The 19,799-nt window shown below is 70.0% G+C and carries 16 protein-coding genes and 1 pseudogene; 8 read left to right on the top strand and 9 right to left on the bottom strand.

What is annotated here, in order from left to right:
- Position 1 precedes the first annotated feature (1 nt).
- The 5 genes and pseudogenes from KS03_RS24370 (at position 2) to KS03_RS24350 (ending at position 5,212) form a co-directional block, all read left to right on the top strand.
- A complete protein-coding gene (locus tag KS03_RS24370; RefSeq protein ID WP_015875469.1) occupies positions 2–1,753 on the top strand; it encodes an ArnT family glycosyltransferase in 1,752 nt (583 codons plus the stop codon).
- A gap of 2 nt (positions 1,754–1,755) precedes the next feature.
- Positions 1,756–3,111, top strand: coding sequence for an MATE family efflux transporter (locus KS03_RS24365; RefSeq protein WP_015875468.1), 1,356 nt, complete (start codon positions 1,756–1,758; stop codon positions 3,109–3,111).
- A gap of 86 nt (positions 3,112–3,197) precedes the next feature.
- A pseudogene (locus tag KS03_RS32940) lies at positions 3,198–3,674 on the top strand (AAA-type ATPase lid domain-containing protein); the annotation flags it as partial.
- Positions 3,675–4,047: 373 nt separating this feature from the next.
- Positions 4,048–4,677, top strand: coding sequence for a ComEA family DNA-binding protein (locus tag KS03_RS24355; RefSeq protein WP_045678967.1), 630 nt, complete (start codon positions 4,048–4,050; stop codon positions 4,675–4,677).
- Between the two features lie 109 nt (positions 4,678–4,786).
- A complete protein-coding gene (locus KS03_RS24350; RefSeq protein ID WP_015875466.1) occupies positions 4,787–5,212 on the top strand; it encodes a YidB family protein in 426 nt (141 codons plus the stop codon).
- A gap of 130 nt (positions 5,213–5,342) precedes the next feature.
- Here the strand turns inward: KS03_RS24350 and clpB are convergent, their stop codons facing one another.
- Positions 5,343–7,940 (bottom strand): ATP-dependent chaperone ClpB, encoded by a 2,598-nt coding sequence (gene clpB, locus KS03_RS24345; protein WP_015875465.1) that lies wholly within the window; start codon positions 7,938–7,940, stop codon positions 5,343–5,345.
- 417 nt (positions 7,941–8,357) lie between these two features.
- Positions 8,358–8,828 (bottom strand): Rrf2 family transcriptional regulator, encoded by a 471-nt coding sequence (locus KS03_RS24340; RefSeq protein ID WP_015875464.1) that lies wholly within the window; start codon positions 8,826–8,828, stop codon positions 8,358–8,360.
- A gap of 168 nt (positions 8,829–8,996) precedes the next feature.
- On the opposite strand from KS03_RS24340, the gene KS03_RS24335 reads away from it, so the two are divergent.
- A complete protein-coding gene (locus tag KS03_RS24335) occupies positions 8,997–9,572 on the top strand; it encodes a group III truncated hemoglobin (RefSeq protein WP_015875463.1) in 576 nt (191 codons plus the stop codon).
- Positions 9,573–9,626: 54 nt separating this feature from the next.
- Here the strand turns inward: KS03_RS24335 and KS03_RS24330 are convergent, their stop codons facing one another.
- The 7 genes from KS03_RS24330 to KS03_RS24300 form a co-directional block, all read right to left on the bottom strand.
- The gene (locus KS03_RS24330; RefSeq protein WP_015875462.1) at positions 9,627–10,814 is read right to left on the bottom strand and encodes a J domain-containing protein; all 1,188 of its coding nucleotides are present in this window, start codon (positions 10,812–10,814) and stop codon (positions 9,627–9,629) included.
- An 89-nt stretch (positions 10,815–10,903) separates the two neighbouring features.
- Positions 10,904–11,377: a molybdopterin synthase catalytic subunit MoaE gene (gene moaE, locus KS03_RS24325; protein ID WP_015875461.1), complete on the bottom strand. Its 474-nt coding sequence runs from the start codon at positions 11,375–11,377 to the stop codon at positions 10,904–10,906.
- Positions 11,378–11,386: 9 nt separating this feature from the next.
- On the bottom strand, positions 11,387–11,644 hold the full coding sequence (moaD, locus tag KS03_RS24320; RefSeq protein WP_015875460.1) for a molybdopterin converting factor subunit 1: 258 nt from the start codon (positions 11,642–11,644) through the stop codon (positions 11,387–11,389).
- Positions 11,645–11,663: 19 nt separating this feature from the next.
- Positions 11,664–12,935, bottom strand: a complete 1,272-nt coding sequence (locus tag KS03_RS24315) for a molybdopterin molybdotransferase MoeA (protein ID WP_015875459.1) — start codon at positions 12,933–12,935, stop codon at positions 11,664–11,666.
- Positions 12,936–13,150: 215 nt separating this feature from the next.
- Positions 13,151–14,602 carry a threonine synthase gene (gene thrC, locus KS03_RS24310; RefSeq protein ID WP_015875458.1) on the bottom strand — a complete coding sequence of 484 codons (1,452 nt, stop codon included), beginning with the start codon at positions 14,600–14,602 and terminating at the stop codon, positions 13,151–13,153.
- Positions 14,603–14,609: 7 nt separating this feature from the next.
- On the bottom strand, positions 14,610–15,935 hold the full coding sequence (locus tag KS03_RS24305; protein WP_015875457.1) for a homoserine dehydrogenase: 1,326 nt from the start codon (positions 15,933–15,935) through the stop codon (positions 14,610–14,612).
- Between the two features lie 53 nt (positions 15,936–15,988).
- Positions 15,989–17,227: a pyridoxal phosphate-dependent aminotransferase gene (locus KS03_RS24300; protein WP_015875456.1), complete on the bottom strand. Its 1,239-nt coding sequence runs from the start codon at positions 17,225–17,227 to the stop codon at positions 15,989–15,991.
- 333 nt (positions 17,228–17,560) lie between these two features.
- On the opposite strand from KS03_RS24300, the gene KS03_RS31710 reads away from it, so the two are divergent.
- Positions 17,561–17,941, top strand: a complete 381-nt coding sequence (locus KS03_RS31710; protein WP_017923188.1) for an Mth938-like domain-containing protein — start codon at positions 17,561–17,563, stop codon at positions 17,939–17,941.
- A gap of 163 nt (positions 17,942–18,104) precedes the next feature.
- Entirely contained in the window at positions 18,105–19,799 is a 1,695-nt protein-coding gene (locus KS03_RS24290) for a glycosyltransferase family 39 protein (protein WP_015875454.1), read from the top strand.

Here is a 19,799-nt window from a genome sequence, read left to right as displayed (position 1 = left end):
CATGAAGCCCGTCGTTCGCCTTACCGCCTCCGCCACGCGCGCGTTGCCGCGCTGGCTGCTGCTCACGCTCTGCCTCGTCTACGCGGCGTTCGGCCTGTTCGGGCGCGATCCGTGGAAGAACGAGGACGCCGCGGGCTTCGGCGTGATGTGGACCATGGCGGGCGGCTCCGCGCACGACTGGCTGCTGCCGAACCTGGTCGGCAAGTTCGTCACCTCCGACGGTCCGCTCGGCTACTGGCTCGGCGCGCTCGGCATCCGCGCGTTCGGCGCGTGGTTCGACGCGAGCAATGCGTCACGCCTCGCCACCTGCGTGCTGTTCTGCGTGGCCTGCGCGTTCGTCTGGTCCACCGCCTACCTGCTCGGCCGCCGCGCGGAGGTGCAGCCGTTCAAGTACGCGTTCGGCGGCGAGCCGGAGCCGCGCGACTACGGCCGCACGCTCGCCGACGGCGCGCTGCTGGTGCTGCTCGCCTGCTTCGGCCTGGCCGAGCGCGGCCACGAAACCACGCCGCAGCTTGCGCAGTTCGCCTCGATCGCGATGCTGGTCTACGGTTTGGTGCGGATCACCGACAAGCCGCTGCACGGCGCCGCCTGGTGGGGCGCGGCGGTCGGCCTGTTGCTGCTGTCGGGCAATCCGGTGCTGACGGGCGCGCTGGTGCTCGGCACCGCGGTGCTGATCGCCGTCACGCCCGAGGTGCGCCATCGCCACCTGGCGCTCGTCGGCCTGCCGATCGCGATCGTGCTGTTCGCGCTGTGGCCCGCGGCGGCGCTGACGCTCTACCCCGGCGACGCGTCCTGGTTCCTCGATCAGTGGATGCACGGCAGCCTGATGCGCTTCTCGGGACCGCCCACGGCCGTGCTCAAGTATGCGGCGAAGAATCTGCCGCTGTTCACCTGGCCTGCCTGGCCGCTCGCGATCTGGGCGTGGATCAGTTGGAAGGGCTGGCGCCGCCGGCCGCACATCGCGATTCCGCTCGCCGTCGCCGCGCCGCTCGTCGCGCTCGTGATCCTGCAGAGCCAGCAGACCAATCGCGTCTACATGCTGCTGCTGCCGCCGCTCGCGGTGCTCGCGAGCTTCGCGCTGCCCACGCTCAAGCGCGGCGCGATCAACGCGATCGACTGGTTCGCCGTATTGAGCTTCACGATCCTCGGCAGCTTCGTCTGGCTGGTCTGGCTCGCCTCGATCACGGGCTTTCCGCATCCGCTCGCGCGCAACCTGGGCCGCCTCGTGCCCGGCTACGTGCCGCATTTCAACGCGCTCGCGTTCGCCTGCGCGCTGATCGCCACGGCCTGCTGGTTCATGCTGGTGCGCTGGCGCATCTCGCGGCAGCCGAAGGTGCTGTGGCGCAGCGTGGTGCTGTCGGGCGCGGGCACCACGCTGATGTGGGTGCTGCTGATGACGCTGTGGCTGCCGTTCGTGAACTACAGCCGCACCTATCGCGACGTCGCGATGCAGATCGCCGCGCACCTGCCGGCCGACTACGAATGCATCTCGCCGGTGCGGCTCGGCGATGCGCAGATCGCGACCTTCGCCTATTTCGGCAAGATGCACTTCTCGTTCACCGACGACTGCGACTTGATCCTGCGCCAGGATGCCGCCGACTACGGCGATCCGAGCTCGATGTCCCAATACGTCTGGCGGCTGGTCTGGGAGGGCCGCCGCGCGGCCGACCGCGACGAGCGCTTCCGCCTCTACGAGCGGATCGAGCGGCCCCGCTCGCCGCTACGACGCCATCCACGCGGCGCGCGCGGCTGACCATGCTCGCCGACGTCCGCCGCATCGCCGGCCTCGCCTGGCCGGTGCTGGTCGGCCAGCTCGCCATCATCGCGTTCGGCGTGATCGACACCGCGATGGTGGGACGCTACTCGGCGCTCGATCTGGCCGCGCTCGGGCTCGGCTCGTCGATCTACGTGTCGGTGTTCATCGGGCTGACCGGCATCCTCTCGGCGCTGCAGCCCATCGCGGGCCAGCTCTACGGCGCACGCCGCTTCCAGGAAATCGGCGAGGAAGTGCGCCAGGCGATGTGGTTGGCCCTGATGCTCGCCGTGCCGGGCTTCCTGCTGCTGCACTTCCCGGAGCTGATACTGCGCGCCGCGCACGCGCCGCCGCAACTGCACGACCGCACCGTCGACTACCTGCGCATCCTCGCGTTCGGGCTGCCCGCGAGCCTGATGTTCCGCATCTACAACGCGCTGACCAACGCCGCCGGCAAGCCGCGGCTCGCGATGATCCTGCAGCTCGGCGCGCTCGCGCTGAAGATCCCGCTCAACGTCTGGTTCATCTTCGGCGGGCTCGGCGTGCCGGCGCTCGGCGGCCCCGGCTGCGGGCTGGCCAGCACGCTGATCAACTGGGCACTCGCGCTGATCGGCTTCACGCTGGTTGCGCGGCTCGACGTGTTCGCCCCGCTGGGCATCTTCGCGCGCTTTTGCACGCCAACCTGGGAACGCCAGAAGGCGCTGCTCAAGCTCGGGCTGCCGATGGGCCTGTCGTACCTGATCGAGGTCACGTCGTACACGTTCATGGCGCTGTTCATCTCGCACTTCGGCACCACCGTGCTGGCCGGCCATCAGATCGCCGGCAACGTCGGCGCGGTGCTGTACATGACGCCGCTGTCGATCGGCATCGCGGCCTCGACGCTGGTTGCGCGCGCGCTCGGCGCCGGCCGCCCCGACGAGGCGCGGCTGCTGGCGCGGCATGGCGTGAGCTTCGCGGCGCTCACCGCGCTCGGCTATGCCTGCGTGGTGCTTGCGCTGCGCCACTGGATCATCGGCGCCTACACGCCGAACCCGGCCGTGGTCGCGGCCGCGCTGCCGCTCGTGACGATCGTCGCCTTCTACCACTGCGTGGATGCCGTCCAGGTCACCACCGCGTTCGTGCTGCGCGCCTACAAGGTCGCGGTCGTGCCGACCGTGATCTACGCCGTCGCGCTGTGGGGCGTCGGCGTGGGCGGCGGCTATCTGCTCGGCTTCGACATCGGCGGCTGGGCGCCGGCCGCGTTCACCGGCGCACGCGGCTTCTGGTTCGCGAACTTCGCGAGCCTGCTGATCGCGGGCGCGGCGCTCGTCGTCTATCTGAACCACATCAGCCGGCGCTGGCTGCACCGCGCGCCCTAGGCCGAGCGCCCGCGCCCCGGCGCCTCAGCCGTCGAGGAACGCGTCGATCAGCCGGTTGACGTCGCCGGCCGCCGCGCCGGGGGCGTCTCGCCGAGCGGGTCGCGCGACAGACGTTTTGCGAGGATCTGTCCTACCGGCTCGGCGGAGCCCAGTTCACGCTGCCGCCGCTGCGCGAGCGCGCGGATCTGGGCGATCCGATCCGCACCGTGTTCGCCGGCGAGGCGCAGGCCGCGGGCCATCTGATGACGCTCGATCCGGCGCTGGCCGAGGCGCTCGGCCGCTTGGCCTGGCCGGGCAACCTGCGACAGCTGCGGCACACGCTGCGCCATGCCTGCGCCGTCTGCGACGGCACGCGCGTGGGGCTGCGCCATCTGCCGGCCGATCTCGCTGCCGCGCTGGTGCCGCCGGCCGGCGACGCACGCCATGGCGCGGACGACGAACGCGCGCGCATCGTCGCCGTGCTGAACGCGCATCGCTGGCACCCGAACGCGGCCGCCGCGGCGCTCGGCATCTCGCGCGCGACGCTCTATCGACGGATCGCCCGGCTCGGCATCGTGCCCCCCATCGCCGCTGACGCGCCGCGCGACGGGCGCTGGTGCCGCGCCCCCGCACGCCCGGCGAAGCCGCCCGTCGATCCGCCGCTGCCGCGGGCGCGACGCGGCCACCGGGGCGGCATGCGCACGCCTTGCCGACGCCGCCCTTGCTGCCCCGGCCCCGGGCCATCGGGCGTCAAACATCGTCAAAACCGCCATCCCCGGCCGCGTCCCCCCTTTACAGCCGGCGCCCCAATGCGCAACACTGCCCGCGCCGTCTCGAAAATAGCAGGCCCGGGTGCCAGGCCGGATTGCGACCTGACGGCAGCCCGCCTTGCGTGATCGTCGGCGCGTTCCAACAGCGGTTCGACCGCTCAACTGGGGAGTCCTTGTCATGCAGAACATGCTGAAGACGCTGCTGATGCTGCTCGTCGCACTGTCGCTGTCACTCACGGCCAGCTTCGCGGCCGCCGTGGAGGTCAACACCGCCGATCAGGCGGCACTCGAATCGGTGAAGGGCCTGGGGCCGGTGAAATCGAAGGCGATCATCGACGAGCGGACGAAAAACGGCCCGTTCAAGAGCGCGGACGATCTCGCGAACCGCGTGAAGGGACTCGGCCAGAAGTCGGTCGCGAACCTCGAGGCGGCGGGCCTGACGATCGGCGGCTCGACGGCACCGCCGACCGGCGCGCAGGCGGCCCCGGCGGCCGGCTCGCGTGGGCCCAGGACCCAGGCGGCCACCGGCGCCCCGGCCCCGACCGCCGCACCGACCTCGACGGCCACGACGGCACCGGTCGCCACCGCCGCGGCCCCGGCATCGGCCGCCGGCGCGGCCCGCAACGGGGCCAACAACGCGCCCACCCAATCGGCCCGAGGCAAGCGCGCCGCCAAGCAGCAGGACAAGGCGGCAGCGGCCGGCGCATCGGCAGTCTCGACGCCCGTGGCCGCAGGCCCGGCGCCGAAGGCGAAGAACCCGCGCAAGGCAAAGAAGAATCAGGCCGCCTCGGCCGCGACGGGGGCCTCGGCCAGCTGAGCGGCACGGCCGCCACGCCGCGGCTCGCGCGGGCGCGGCGGGCTCCCGCATCGGCCGGCGCCGCACGGCGCCGGCCCGGAAAACCGGCATCATTCATCGGAGAATCATCATGGGTCTGCTCGACATCGTGGGTGGCGTACTCGGCGGCGAGAACGGCGGCAACCAGAACGCCCTGCTCGCCGTGGCGCTCGAATTCATCAACAACCAGCCCGGCGGCCTGAACGGCCTGATCGAGAAGTTCCGCCAGGGCGGCGCGGGCGAGATCATCGGCTCGTGGGTCGGCAACGGCGAGAATCAGCCGATCTCGCCCGACACGCTGCATAACGTGCTCGGCACCGACGCGATCACGGCAATCGCCAGCAAGGTCGGCCTCGATCCGGCGCAGGCCTCGAGCATCCTCGCGCAAGTGCTGCCGCACGCGGTGAACCATGCCACGCCGAACGGCGAGGTGCCGGCCGACGGCCAGGTCGATACCTCGAGCCTGCTCGGCACGCTGTCGCAGTTGGCCGGGCTGTTCGGCAGCAAGCCGGCCTAAGGCCGGGGAGCCGCAAGACAGCCGGGCCGCAGCACGTGGTCCCATTGCCTCATTGCCGGCCCCGGAAAAGGAAAAACCCCGCCAAGGCGGGGTTTTTCACGGGCACGGCAGCCGCGCGCCGGAGCCCGGTTCAGTGGACCACGCGGTCGAACACGAACTTGCCGTCCTGCACGTCCACCGGAATCACGTCCTTCGGCCCGAAACGCCCGGCGAGGATCAGCTTCGCGACCGGATTCTCGATCTCCTGCTGGATCGCGCGCTTCAACGGCCGCGCGCCGAACAGCGGGTCGTAGCCGACCTTGCCGATCTGGTCGAGCGCCGCGTCGGACACGTCGAGCTGCATGTCGAGCTTGGCGAGCCGGTCATGCAGGCGCGCGAGCTGGATCTTCGCGATCGCCTGGATGTTGGCGCGATCGAGCGCATGGAACACCACGACGTCGTCGATCCGGTTCAGGAATTCGGGCCGGAAGTGCAGCTTCACCTCTTCCCATACGGCATCCTTCACGGCCTCCTGAGGCGAGCCGGCCATCGACTGGATCACCTGCGAACCGAGGTTCGAGGTCATCACGATCACGGTGTTCTTGAAGTCTACCGTGCGGCCCTGCCCATCCGTCATGCGGCCGTCGTCGAGCACTTGCAGCAGCACGTTGAACACGTCCGGGTGCGCCTTCTCGATCTCGTCGAGCAGGATCACGCTGTACGGCTTGCGGCGCACGGCTTCGGTCAGATAGCCGCCTTCCTCGTAGCCGACATAGCCCGGCGGCGCGCCGATCAGCCGCGCCACGCTGTGCTTCTCCATGAATTCGCTCATGTCGATGCGGATCAGGTGATCCTCCGAATCGAACAGGAAGCCGGCCAGCGCCTTGCAGACCTCGGTCTTGCCCACACCCGTCGGGCCGAGAAACAGGAACGAGCCGTAGGGGCGGTTCGGATCGGACAGCCCGGCGCGCGAGCGGCGGATCGCATCGGCCACCGCGTCGATCGCCTCTTCCTGGCCGATCACGCGCTCATGCAGCTTCTCCTCGATGTGCAGCAGCTTCTCGCGCTCGCCCTGCATCATCCGCGACACCGGGATGCCGGTCGCGCGCGACACGACTTCCGCGATCTCCTCGGCGCCCACCTGGGTGCGCAACAGGCGCGGCCGCGACGGATTCTGCTCGTTCTGCTCCTCGGCCTGCGTGACCTGCTTGAGCTGCGCCTCGAGTTGCGGCAGCTTGCCGTATTGCAGCTCGGCCACCTTCTCGAGCTTGCCCTCGCGCTGCAAGCGCGCGATGTCCGCGCGTACCCGGTCGATGTCTTCCTTCAGCTGCGCGCTGCCCTGCACGGCGGCCTTCTCCGCGGTCCAGATCTCTTCCAGGTCCGCGTACTCGCGGCCGAGCCGCTCGATCTCTTCCTCGATCAGCTGCAGGCGCTTCTGCGATGCTTCGTCCTGCTCCTTCTTCACGGCCTCGCGCTCGATCTTCAGCTGGATCAGACGCCGGTCGAGGCGATCCATCGATTCGGGCTTCGAATCGATTTCCATCTTGATCTTCGAGGCGGCCTCGTCGATCAGGTCGATCGCCTTGTCGGGCAGGAAGCGGTCGGTGATATAGCGGTGCGACAGCTCGGCGGCCGCGACGATCGCCGGATCGGTGATGTCCACGCCATGGTGCAGTTCGTATTTCTCCTGCAGGCCGCGCAGGATCGCGATGGTCGCCTCGACGCTCGGCTCGTCGACGATCACCTTCTGGAAGCGGCGCTCGAGCGCGGCGTCCTTTTCGATGTACTTGCGGTACTCGTCGAGCGTGGTCGCGCCGATGCAGTGCAGCTCGCCGCGCGACAGCGCGGGCTTGAGCATGTTGCCGGCATCCATCGCGCCCTCGGCCTTGCCCGCACCGACCATCGTGTGGATCTCGTCGATGAACACGATGGTGCGGCCCTCGTCCTTGGCGATGTCGTTGAGCACGGCCTTCAGGCGCTCCTCGAACTCGCCGCGGTACTTCGCGCCGGCCAGGAGCGCCGCCATGTCGAGCGACAGCACGCGCTTGTTCTTCAGCGTCTCGGGCACCTCCCCGTTGACGATGCGCTGCGCGAGTCCCTCGACGATCGCGGTCTTGCCTACCCCCGGCTCGCCGATCAGCACGGGATTGTTCTTGGTGCGGCGCTGCAGGATCTGGATCGAGCGGCGAATCTCGTCGTCGCGGCCGATCACGGGGTCGAGCTTGCCCGAGCGCGCACGCTCGGTCAGGTCGACGGTGTACTTCTTGAGTGCCTCGCGCTGGCTCTCGGCGTCGGCGCTATGCACTTGCGAGCCGCCGCGCACGGCCGCGATCGCCGATTCGAGCGACTTGCGCGTGAGGCCGTGCTGGCGCGCGAGCTTGCCCGCGTCGCCGCGGTCGTCGGCCACCGCGAGCAGGAACATCTCGCTCGCGATGAAGCTGTCGTTGAGCTTCTGCGCTTCCTTGTCAGCCTGGTTAAGCAGGCCGGCCAACTCGCGGCCGACCTGGATGTCGCCGCCCGTGCCGGTCACCTGCGGCAGGCGCGAGATCGCCTCGTTGAGCGCGCCCTGCAGCGCCTGCACGTGGACGCCCGTGCGCGACATCAGCGAACGCGCCGAGCCGTCCTGCTGGCCGATCAGCGCGGCCAGCACGTGGACCGGTTCGATGTATTGATTGTCGTGGCCGGCAGCGAGGCTCTGCGCGTCGGCGAGAGCTTCCTGGAATTTGGTGGTGAGCTTGTCGATTCTCATGAAGAGACCTCCAATTTGCGAATAGCACCAATATGAGGATGGTTATCCGGCTTTCAAGCGAGCGAAAGGCAAGATGTGTGCCGCGCTCGCGCGGGCGGCCCTGCGGCCCTGGCAAGGCTTCGCGAAGCATGGAGGGCGAGGCGCCCAGCAGCGGCATGGCGGGCACGGCCGTCCGGCAGGGGAAGACCGCGGGCCAGGCACCGGCGGGGGAGCGCGGGTGCTGGCGCCGGTCGAGCCGCGGAGCGCGTCACGGCGTGCCCGCGACGGCAGGCATCACGAGGATGGCGGCCGCGGCGGCGGCCTCGCGGCGCGCCGAGGCAGCCCAAGCGCGGTTCAGGCGCGGTTCGGGCGCGACCTGGGCGCGGCGCCGAGCGGCACACTCGCGGCCCATGTCGCCAGCCGCGGCGGCGCCGCGGCTCAGACCGGCTCGACCAGGATCGGCACGATGCCGAGCGCCCTGGCGAGCTGGGCGCCCGGATGCGTCAGGTCGGCGATCGTATGGCGATCGAGTTCGGCGAAAAACGCGTCGCGCGCCGCGGCCAGCACGCCCTTCAGCCGGCAATGCGGCTCGATCACGCAGCCGCGATGCGCAATCGCCTCGCCCTCCCCGCCGAAGCAGCCGACCAGCGCGAAGTCGCTCTCGCCCGCGCGCACCACCTCGCCCACCGTCAGCGTCGCCGAGGCCGGATTCATCCGTAGTCCGCCGTTGCGCCCGCGCACGGTCTCCACCCAGCCCAGTTCGCCGAGCCGCTGCACGACCTTCATCAGGTGGTTCTTGGAAATGCCGTAGGCGTCCGAAATCTCCTGGATCGTCGACAGGCCCTCGCCGCGCACCGCCAGGAACAGCATCACGCGCAGCGAATAGTCGGTGTAATCGGTCAGTCTCATGAGCGAAATCGTGTCGTTGGAATGCCCGACGGGCCCGCGCGCCCGGCACGCGGCCCCGTCCGTCAGGATTGCGGATAATATGCGCCCTGGAAGCACTTTATTGGTGGATGGCCCTGCAACATTGTGCGACAAAATCGCCGGTGTGGTCGGCCACCGCACTTTGCCACGATGACGACCTCTCATACCCAGGCCAACGCTCCGGCCCCGAATCATCGAATCGATGCGGCGTCGCGCGCCGCGGAACCGACCGTCGAGAACATCGCCGCGCTCGTCGACGCGTTCTACGAACGCGTGCGCGCCGACCCGCTGCTCGGCCCCGTGTTCGCCGCGAAACTGGACGGCCGCTGGGACCAGCATCTGCCGAAGATGGTGACCTTCTGGTCGAGCCTCGTGCTCGGCACCAAGGACTATCGCGGCAACGTGCAGGCCAAGCACCAGCCGCTCGACGGTCTCGAACCCGCCCACTTCAGCCGCTGGCTGACGCTGTTCCTGCAGACCGTGACGGCGCGCTACGCGCCGGCCGCGGCGGTGCGCTTCATGGAGCCCGCGCTGCGGATCGCGCAGAGCCTGCAACTGAGCCATTTCGGCTGGGACTACCGGATTCCAGCCGAGCAGCAGGCGCTGCTCGACGCGATCGCGCCGAAACGCCCGCGCGACGGTGACGACGCCCATCCGGCGCGCCCGCGCGGCGAGCCGTTTCCGGCCAAGATCATCGGCCGCGGTGGCCACGACACGGACGCGTAAGGGCGCAGCCCCCGGCGCCGCCGGCCGCGCCGTCCTGCCACCCGCGCGGCCGGCTCAGGCCTCGAAGCCGCGGAGCCAGTCCTTCAGCGAGCCGAGATCGCGAAACGCCTGCAGATCGCGCTCGCGCTGCGCCACCGCTCGCCGCAGCGCGGCGATGTCGGCGCCCAGCGTGCGCAGCGCCGTGTCCGGCGCCAGGATGGCCGACGCACCGATCCCGTAGCCGTGGCGGAAATCGGACTCGACGCGGTGCAGTTCGCGATCGAGCGCGCCGAGTTGTGCCTTCAGGATGCCGTTGTAATGCTGCAACAGCTCGTCGCCGGCGCCCGCGAGCCGGTCCGCGCCGGCCGGATTCAGGTCGCGCTCGAGTTCGAGCAGTTGCAGCAGGTCCTGCCTGTCGTAGGCGCGATTGAGCCGCTGCATCAGGTCGGTCTTGCGCGCGTGCTCGTCGGGGTCGGTCTCGCGGTCGGGATGCAGTGCGCTGGCCAGGCGCCGGTACAGCTCGCGCAGCGAGCGGCTGATCTGCACCGGCGGCAGTTCGGGCACGGCCTCGGCCGCGGCGCGCTCGGCATCGTCGGGGCCATCCTGCGCCGCCGGATCGTCCGCGGCCGCCGCGTCGGCCGACTTGCGCCTCGAGGCGCGCCGACGCTGGCTGCGTCCCGCGTCGCGGGCTGCGGCCTCGGCGGCCGCGCGCGCCTCCTGCGCGTCGAGTTCGGCCTGGATGTGACGCATCATCGCCTCGTCCGATTCGTCCTCTGCTGCGGCGGCCGGCGCCTCGGAACGCGCCGGCGCCGCATCATCGTCAGCCGTGCCGGCGCGCTTGCGGTCACGCCCATGCGGCGGCGCCGCGCCGGCCGCCTCGCCGCCGCGTCGCGACCGCTGATGGCGCGCGTGGATCTCGTGCAGGCCGTCTGCCGCGTCGCCGTCGAGCAGCGGGCGCGCGAAGGCCACGACCAGCTCCGACACCAGCGCGCGCTCGGCCTTGGTCAGCCCCTTCATGTCGAACGCGACATCGAGCCGGCGCACCAGTTCGGCCTCGTGCCCGGTGGCCGCGCGCGCGAGCGGCACCCATTCGTCCAGGTAGCGCTGCTGGAAAGCCGGCCAGACGGCCTCCCAGGCGCGCAGCCGCGCACGCCGCGCGGCCACCTGCTTGGTCAGCGTGTTGAAGCTGCGTTGCGGGGCAGACAGCCCGGCGGCGCCGGGCAGCGGCACCAGGCGGATGGCGCCGGTGGAAGAATCGGTCATGGATGACAACGCGGTGGCGGCGGAAATCGGGGCAGGACTCGAGACAAGACTCGGGGCGGGAGGCCGCGGCGAGGCCGGAGGCGCGCCGCTCAGCGCGCGTTGCCGGAGGCGAGGCCCCAGCGCGCGAGCGCGGCATCGTCGCTGCTGCGCGCGTCGACCCAGCGCTCGCCGGCCGGGGTGGTCTCCTTCTTCCAGAACGGCGCCTGCGTCTTCAGGTAGTCCATCACGAACTCGCAGGAGGCGAAGGCCTCGCCGCGATGAGCGGACACCGTCGCCACCAGCACGATCTGGTCGAGCGGCAGCAGCCGGCCGACGCGATGCACGATCGTCACGTCGATGCCGGGCCAGCGCGCGATCGCGTCGGCCGCGATCGCCTCGAGCGCCTTCTCGGTCATGCCCGGATAGTGCTCGAGTTCGAGCGCGGCGACCGAATCGCCCTCGTTGAGGTCGCGCACCGTGCCGATGAAGCAGGCCACCGCGCCGATGCGCGGATTGCGCGCGCGCAGCGCGGCCAGCTCCGCGCCCACCTCGAAATCGTCGGTCTGCACCCGGATCGTGGCCATCGCGCCTCCTCAGCCGCCCGTCACCGGCGGAAAGAACGCGACTTCGCAGCCGTCGGTAAGGCGCGTATCCGCGTCGGTCATCACATGATTGCAGGCCATGCGCAGCGCGCGGCCGTCGGCCAGCGTTTCGGCCCAGGCGCCGCCGCGCGTGCGCAGCCAGGCGCGCACGTCGCCCACGGTGGCGATGCCGTCCGGCACCGTCACGGATTCGCTTGCCACGCCGAGCGCCTCGCGCACGCTCGCAAAGAATTTCAGTTCGATCTTCATCGATGTTGCGTGCCCGGCCTCAGCCGAGCAGGTCGGAAAAGGGAAGGAACCGCACCGTCTCGCCGGCGCTGATCGCGTGATTGGGCGGGTTGTCGATCAGGCCGTCGCCCCAGACGGTCGAGGTCAACACCGCCGAGCTCTGGTTCGGGTAGAGGTCGAGGCCACCCGCCTCGTTGACGCGCGCGCGCAGGAACTCGTTGCGCCGGTCCCCCTTGGCGAGCGTGAAATCGGCGCGCAGCGACAGCGCGCGCGGCGCGACCTGGGCGGCGCCCGCGAGCCGCAGCAGGAACGGCCGCACGAACAGCAGGAAGGTGACGAAGCTCGATACCGGGTTGCCGGGCAGGCCAATGAAATGCGCCTCGCCGGCGCTCCCGCCGCCATCCGCGCCATTGCCCGCCCCACGCCGCACGGCGCCATGGGCGAGCGGCTTGCCCGGCTTCATCGCGATCTGCCAGAGCGTGAGGCGCCCCTCGGCCTCGACGGCCGGCTTCACGTGGTCCTCCTCGCCCACCGACACGCCGCCGCTCGTCACGATCAGGTCGTGATCCCGCGCGGCCTCGCGCAGCGTGGCGCGTGTCGCGTCGAGCGAGTCGGGCACGATGCCGAAATCGCTGACCTCGCAGCCGAAGCGTTCGAGCAGCCCGCGCAGCGTGAAGCGGTTCGAGTTGTAGATCGCGCCCGGCGCGAGCGGCTCGCCCGGCATGGTCAGCTCGTCGCCGGTAAAGAACACCGCCACCTTCACGCGGCGCCGCACCGTCAGATGCGCGCAGCCGACCGAGGCGGCCAGGCCGAGCGCCTGCGGCGCGAGCCGCGTGCCGGCCGGCAGGATCACCGTGCCGCGCCGGATGTCGGCGCCCTGCGCCGTGATCCATTCACCGGCCTTCGGCGTATGCAGGATGTCGACCGCCTCGCCCGCGGCCTCGGCCTGCTCCTGCATCACCACGGCATCGGCGCCGGGCGGCAGCGGCGCGCCGGTGAAGATGCGCGCGGCGGTGCCGGCCGCCAGCGGCGCGGCCGCGTGACCGGCGGGAATCCGCTGCGAGACGGGCAGCCGGCGCGTGCCCTGGGTCAGGTCGGCGACGCGCACCGCGTAGCCGTCCATCGCGCTGATCGCCATCGGCGGCACGTCGAGCGGCGACACCACGTCGACGGCCAGCACGCGGCCGAGCGCGTCGAGCGTCGGCACGGTTTCGGTCTGCGCGAGCGGCGCGGCGGCGCCGAGCAGCGCGGCGAGCGCCTCGGCGGTCGACAGCAGCGGCGCGCGCGGCGCCTGGGATGCGGGGGTGGACATCGCGGTGGAAGCGTGGGCAGAGCGGCGAAACCGTTATTGTAACGAGCGCGCCGCGGACGCGGGCGATCGGCTGCCGAGCACGAGCTTGATGAGGGCATGACGGGCCGGTGCGCGCGGGCCGCAGCGGCCGCAAACGGCACGGCCGCGCCGGAAGCCCTGCCCGGTCGCGGCCGTGATCCGGCCGGCGCGCAGCGCCGGGACGGGCTCGCGCGGACTCAGCCGCCCGTATGCGCGACGATGAAGTCCTTCACCTGCTGCACGTCGGCCTGCACGACCTCGAAGCGCTGCGGCAGCGCCTCGATGCCCTCGAACCCTGCCGGGCGCTCCGCCTCGCGGCCGAGCGCCTCGCGAATCGTCTCGCCGAACTTGATCGGCTGCGCCGTCTCCAGCACGACCATCGGCACGCCCGGCTGCAGGTGTTCGCGCGCGACCTTCACGCCGTCGGCCGTGTGCGTGTCGATCATCGTCGCGTAGCGCTGGTAGACGTCGCGGATGGTCGCGAGACGGTCCTCGTGCGTGCTGCGCCCCGACACGAAGCCGAACTCGGCCACGCGCGCGAAGTCGCCGCTCGCCGCCAGATCGAAGCCGCCCTTCTCCTCGACGTCGCGAAACAGCTGCAGCACGCGTGCCGGGTCGCGGCCGAGCAGGTCGAACACGAAGCGCTCGAAGTTCGACGCCTTCGAGATGTCCATGCTCGGGCTGCTCGTGTGATAGGTCTGCGCGGCGCCGCGCACGCGGTAGCGGCCGGTGCGGAAGAACTCGTCGAGCACGTCGTTCTCGTTGGTCGCCACCACCAGCTTCTCGATCGGCAGGCCCATCATGCGCGCGATGTGGCCGGCGCAGACGTTGCCGAAGTTGCCCGACGGCACCGTAAACGAGACGCGCTGCTCGTTGCTCGTGGTGGCCGCGAAGTAGCCCTTGAAGTAGTAGACGACCTGCGCGACCACGCGGGCCCAGTTGATCGAGTTGACCGTGCCGATCTTGTGCCGCGCCTTGAAGGCGTGGTCGTTCGAGACCGCCTTGACGATGTCCTGCGCGTCGTCGAACACGCCCTCGACGGCGAGGTTGAAGATGTTCGGGTCCTGCAGGCTGTACATCTGCGCGCGCTGGAACGCGCTCATCTTGCCGTGCGGCGAGAGCATGAACACGCGCACGCCGACCTTGCCGCGCATCGCATACTCGGCCGCGCTGCCGGTGTCGCCCGAAGTCGCGCCGAGGATGTTCAGCGTCTCGCCGTGCTTGGCGAGCGTGGCCTCGAACAGGTTGCCGAGCAGCTGCATCGCCATGTCCTTGAACGCGAGCGTCGGCCCGTTGGACAGTTCGAGCAGCGAGATCGGCGCGCCGCCCTCGGTACCGAGCGGCTTGATCGGCGTGATGTCGGCCGCGTTCTCGCCATGCCGCGTGTTGGCGTAGACCTCGGCGCGGTAGGTACGGCGCGTGAGCGCGCGCAGCTCGTCGGCGGGGATGTCGTCGCTGAACTTCGAGAGCACCTCGAAAGCGAGGTCGGCATACGGCAGCGCGCGCCAGCGTGCGAGCTCAGCCGCGCTCACGCGCGGGTACTCGGCGGGCAGGTAGAGCCCGCCGTCCTTCGCCAGGCCGCCGAGCAGGATGTCAGAAAACGTATGGTGCTCGCCGATGCCGGCGCCGCGCGTCGAAATGTAATTCATGTCGTCCTCAGTTTAGCGCTTCCATGCGCAGCTTCGTGACCTGCGAGCGCACCGTGGAGAGCGCCTCGATACGCGCGATCGCGGCGTTCACGTTGCGCTCGACCGTCACGTGCGTGATCAGGATGATGTCGGTTTCGTCGGCGCCACCGTCGATCTGGTCCGACTCCTTCTGCAGCAGCGCGTCGATCGAGATGCCCGATTCGGCGAGGATGCGCGTGATGTCGGCCATCACGCCGGTCTCGTCGGCCACCCGCAGGCGCAGGTAATAGCCGCTGGTGACGTCCTCGATCGGCAGGATCGGCGTGTTCGACAGACTTTCCGGCTGGAAGGCGAGGTGCGGCACGCGGTGCTCGGGGTCGGCCGTGTGCAGGCGCGTGACGTCCACTAGGTCGGCGACCACGGCCGAGGCGGTGGGCTCGGCGCCCGCGCCCTTGCCGTAATAGAGCGTCGTGCCGACCGCGTCGCCATGCACCACCACCGCGTTCATCGCCCCCTCGACGTTGGCGAGCAGGCGCTTCTCGGGCACCAGCGTCGGGTGCACCCGCAGTTCGATGCCGGCCTCGGCGCGGCGCGCGATGCCCAGCAGCTTGATGCGGTAGCCGAGCTCCTCGGCATAGCGGATGTCGGTGGCGGCCAGCTTGCTGATGCCCTCCACGTAGGCGCGCTCGAACTGCACCGGCACGCCGAACGCGATCGCGCTCATGATGGTGGCCTTGTGCGCCGCGTCCACGCCCTCGATGTCGAAGGTCGGGTCCGCCTCGGCGTAGCCGAGCGCCTGCGCGCCCGCCAGCGCCGTCGCGAAGTCGAGGCCGCGCTCGCGCATCTCGGACAGGATGTAGTTGGTGGTGCCGTTGATGATGCCGGCGATGTACTGGATGCGGTTGGCCGTGAGGCCCTCGCGCAGCGCCTTGATGATCGGGATGCCGCCCGCCACGGCCGCCTCGAACGCCACCATCACGCCCTTCTCGCGCGCGGCCGCGAAGATCTCGCTGCCATGCACGGCGAGCAGCGCCTTGTTGGCGGTCACCACGTGCTTGCCGTTGGCGATCGCGCGCAGCGCCAGCTCGCGCGCGATGCCGGTGCCGCCGATCATCTCGGCGACGATCGAAATCGCGGGATCGTCCACCGCCGCGTGGAAATCGGTGCTGACCTCGATGCCGGCGCGCTCGCCGAGCGCGGCCTGCACCTTCGCCGGATTACGGACCGCGATGCGCGTGACCACGATGCCCCGGCCGGCGCGCCGTTTGATTTCTTCCTGGTTGCGGCGCAGCACCTCGAAGGTGCCGCCGCCGACGGTGCCGAAGCCCAACAGGGCGACTTTGATCGGTTCCATGCTGCGTGTCGTCTGGAATATTTGGAGTGGATAGGAAGGCGATGGCGGGCGGCTCAGGCCGCGTGCTGCTTGCGGTAGCCGTCTAGGAAGCGCGCGATCCGGTTGATCGAATCGGCCAGGTCGTCGACGTTCGGCAGGAACACCACCCGGAAATGGTCGGGCGTCGGCCAGTTGAACCCGGTGCCCTGCACCAGCAGCACGCGCTCCTTGAGCAGCAGATCGAGAATGAACTGCTGATCGTTCTGGATCGGGTAGAGCTTCGGATCGAGCCGCGGGAACATGTAGAGCGCGGCGTCCGGCTTCACGCAGGTGACGCCGGGAATCGCCGTCAGCATGTCGTAGGCGAGCTCGCGCTGGCGGTACAGGCGCCCGCTCGGCACCAGCAGCTCGTTGATGCTCTGGTAGCCGCCGAGCGCCGTCTGGATCGCGAACTGGCCCGGCACGTTGGCGCACAGGCGCATCGACGAGAGGATCCCGAGCCCCTCCAGGTAATCCTTCGCGCGGCGGCGGTTCTCGCCCGTCAGGCCGGCCACGAACATCCAGCCGGCGCGGTAGCCGCACGAGCGGTAGCTCTTCGAGAGGCTGTTGAAGGTGACCGTGATCACGTCCTCGGCCAGCGAGGCGAGCGCGGTGTGGGTCTTGCCGTCGTAGAGGATCTTGTCGTAGACCTCGTCGGCGAAGATCACGAGGCCGTGCTCGCGTGCGATCGCGATCAGCTCGCCCAGCAGTTCGTCCGAATAGAGCGCGCCGGTGGGATTGTTCGGGTTGATCACGACGAGCGCCTTGGTGTTCGGCGTGATCTTGCGGCGAATGTCGTCGGGATCGGGCATCCAGCGGTTCGACTCGTCGCAGACGTAGTGGACGGGCGTGCCGCCCGACAGGCTCACGGCCGCGGTCCAGAGCGGGTAGTCGGGTGCCGGCAGCAGCACCTCGTCGCCGTCGTTCAGGAGCGCCTGGGTGGCCATCACGATCAGTTCCGAGGCGCCGTTGCCGATGTAGATGTCGTCGAGCTCGACGCCCTTCACGCCCTTTTGCTGCGTGTAGTGCATCACCGCCTTGCGCGCCGAGAACACGCCCTTCGAATCCGAGTAGCCCGAGGACGCCGGCAGGTTGCGGATCATGTCCTGGATGATCTCGTCGGGGGCCTCGAAGCCGAACGGCGCCAGGTTGCCGATGTTCAGCTTGATGATCTTGTGGCCTTCTTCCTCGAGGCGCTTCGCGTGCTCGAGCACCGGGCCGCGAATGTCATAGCACACGTTGAGCAGCTTGTTGGATTTCTGAATCGGTTTCACGGCGGGCACGTTCCTGGGCTAGGCCTGCGAAGCTGGAGGATGGGAGTCGAAACTGGAGAGCGGCCGGTCGGTGCGCGCTGTCTAGGAGACGGTCGGGAGCGAGGCCGGACGCGGCTTGTGGCGACGCGCGACGCAAATGCCGCCCGGGGGCGACGGAAAAGCTATAATTTAGCGGATTTTCACCCGCTTTCGCAATGCGCCACGCCGGCCAGCCGGCCGGCGGCGGCCCCGTCCGGGCCGGGCCCGCCCGGCCGCGGCTGCCGCCGCCGGGCACCCCGGCAGGCAGGCCGGGCGCCCGGCCGGAGCGGCCTTCCCGACACCGCGGACAACGATTTGAAACTACATCAGGACCCGAGCGACGCGCTCAATACCGTCACCGGCTACGGCCCCGATTATGTCGACATCAACCTGGCACGCCACGAACACAGCGTGATCGTGCTGCCGGGCGCCCCGGTGGCGCCATGGCCCGTGGCCTCGTTCGAGGCGCTCGCGCCCGAACATTTCACGATGCTGCTCGATCCGGCCCCGGAAGTGGTGATCTTCGGCAGCGGCGCGAGGCTGCGCTTTCCGCACCCGCGCCTGACCGCCGCGCTGACGGCGCGCCGGATCGGCGTGGAGACGATGGACTTCCAGGCCGCCTGCCGCACCTACAACATCCTGATGGCCGAGGGCCGCAAGGTGGCTGCCGTGCTGCTGATCGAGCGCGCGGGCTGAGCGGCCCGACCCGCCGCGCGAACCGTCGTCAAGCGAGCGAGGTCGCGCGATGCGTGACCAATCCGGCAACGCGGCCGCCCGCTGCCAATGATGGCTGCGTGGCCTTCGGGCCGCGCCGCTCTTGCCGATTCCGATTTCCGTTGTCTGACAGGCTGACCGACTCATGAACGATACGCCATCGAGGCTACCGCTCAACCGTGCCGTACTTTTCCTGATCCTGCTAGCGTTCGCCGCGATCTGGTTCGGCCCGCTCGGGCTGCGCCACCTGATCCCCAGCGATGAGGGCCGCTACGCCGAAATGGCGCGCGAGATGTTCGTGACCGGCGACTGGATCACGCCGCGCTACAACGGCTACAAGTATTTCGAAAAACCGCCGCTGCAGACCTGGCTGAACGCGCTGACGTTCGCCTGGTTCGGAATCGGCGAGTGGCAAGCACGGCTCTACACCGCGCTCGCGAGCTTCGCCGGCGTGCTGCTGGTCGGCTATACCGGGGCGCGCGTGTTCAATCCGCTGGCCGGCTTCTGCGCGGCGGTGGTGCTCGCCGCGTCGCCGTACTGGAACCTGATGGGCCACTTCAACACGCTCGACATGGGCCTGTCGTTCTGGATGGCCGTCACGCTCTGCGCGCTGCTGCTGGCGCAGCGCCCGGGCCTGACGGTGCGCGCCACGCGCGGCTGGATGTGGCTGTGCTGGGCCTCGATGGCGCTCGCGGTGCTGTCCAAGGGGCTGGTCGGCGTGATCCTGCCCGGCGCGGTGCTGGTGCTCTACACGCTGATTGCGCGCGACTGGGCGCTCTGGCGGCGCCTGTACCTGGTGAGCGGCATCGTGATCTTCTTCGCGATCGTCGCGCCGTGGTTCGTGCTGGTCCAGCAGCGCAACCCCGAATTCTTCAACTTCTTCTTCGTGGTCCAGCAGTTCCGCCGCTACCTGACGCCCGAGCAGAACCGGCCGGGCCCGGTCTACTATTTCGTCGGCGTGCTGCTGGTGGGCTTCCTGCCGTGGCTGTCGGTCGCCGTGCAGAGCCTGCGCCATGCATGGCGCATGCCGCGCCAGCCGAACGGCTTCGCGCCGATGACGGTGCTGCTGGTCTGGAGCGGCTTCATCTTCCTGTTCTTCAGCGTCTCGCACTCGAAGCTGGTGTCGTATGTCCTGCCGATCGCGCCGTCGCTCGCCCTGCTGCTGGGCGCCTACCTGCCGCTCGTCTCGCGCGAGCACTACCGCCGCCATCTGCTCGGCTACCTGGTGTTCCTGGTGGCGGCCGCCGGCGGCTCGATCGTGCTCGGCCGCCTTGGCGACGCGCGCACTCCGAACGCGCTCTACGTCAGCTTCCAGCACTGGGTCTACGCGGCGCTCGCGGTCGCGTTCGTGCTCACCCTCGTCGCGCTGTGGGTGAACCGCCGTGCGCGGGCCGGCATCGCCGCGACGGCGCTGGTGTTCGGCGCCGGCTGGCTGCTGCTCGGCACCATCGGCGGCACCGGCCACGATGCGTTCGGCCGCTACAGCTCGGGCGCGCTGCTCGCGCCGGCGGTGCGCGCCGCATTCGCGAAGCTGCCGCCCGGCACGCCGTTCTACTCGATCGAGATGCTCGACCACACGCTGCCGTTCTACGTCGGCCACACCACCACGCTGGTCGCCTACCAGGACGAACTCGCGTTCGGCATCTCGCAGCAGCCTGAAAAATGGGTGCCGACCATCGCGGAATGGGAGCGCCGCTGGCGCGCCGAGCCGGCCGCACTCGCGGTGATGCGCCCCGAGCGCTACGCCGCGCTGGCCGCGCAAGGCCTGCCGATGACGGTGATCGCGCGCGACACGCGCCGCGTGATCGTCGAGAAACCCATGGCCAAGCCGCAATCCTGA

It is taken from the genome of Burkholderia glumae LMG 2196 = ATCC 33617 (assembly GCF_000960995.1).
Classification (GTDB): Bacteria; Pseudomonadota; Gammaproteobacteria; order Burkholderiales; family Burkholderiaceae; genus Burkholderia; species Burkholderia glumae.
This window is presented reverse-complemented; position numbering and strand designations above follow the sequence as displayed.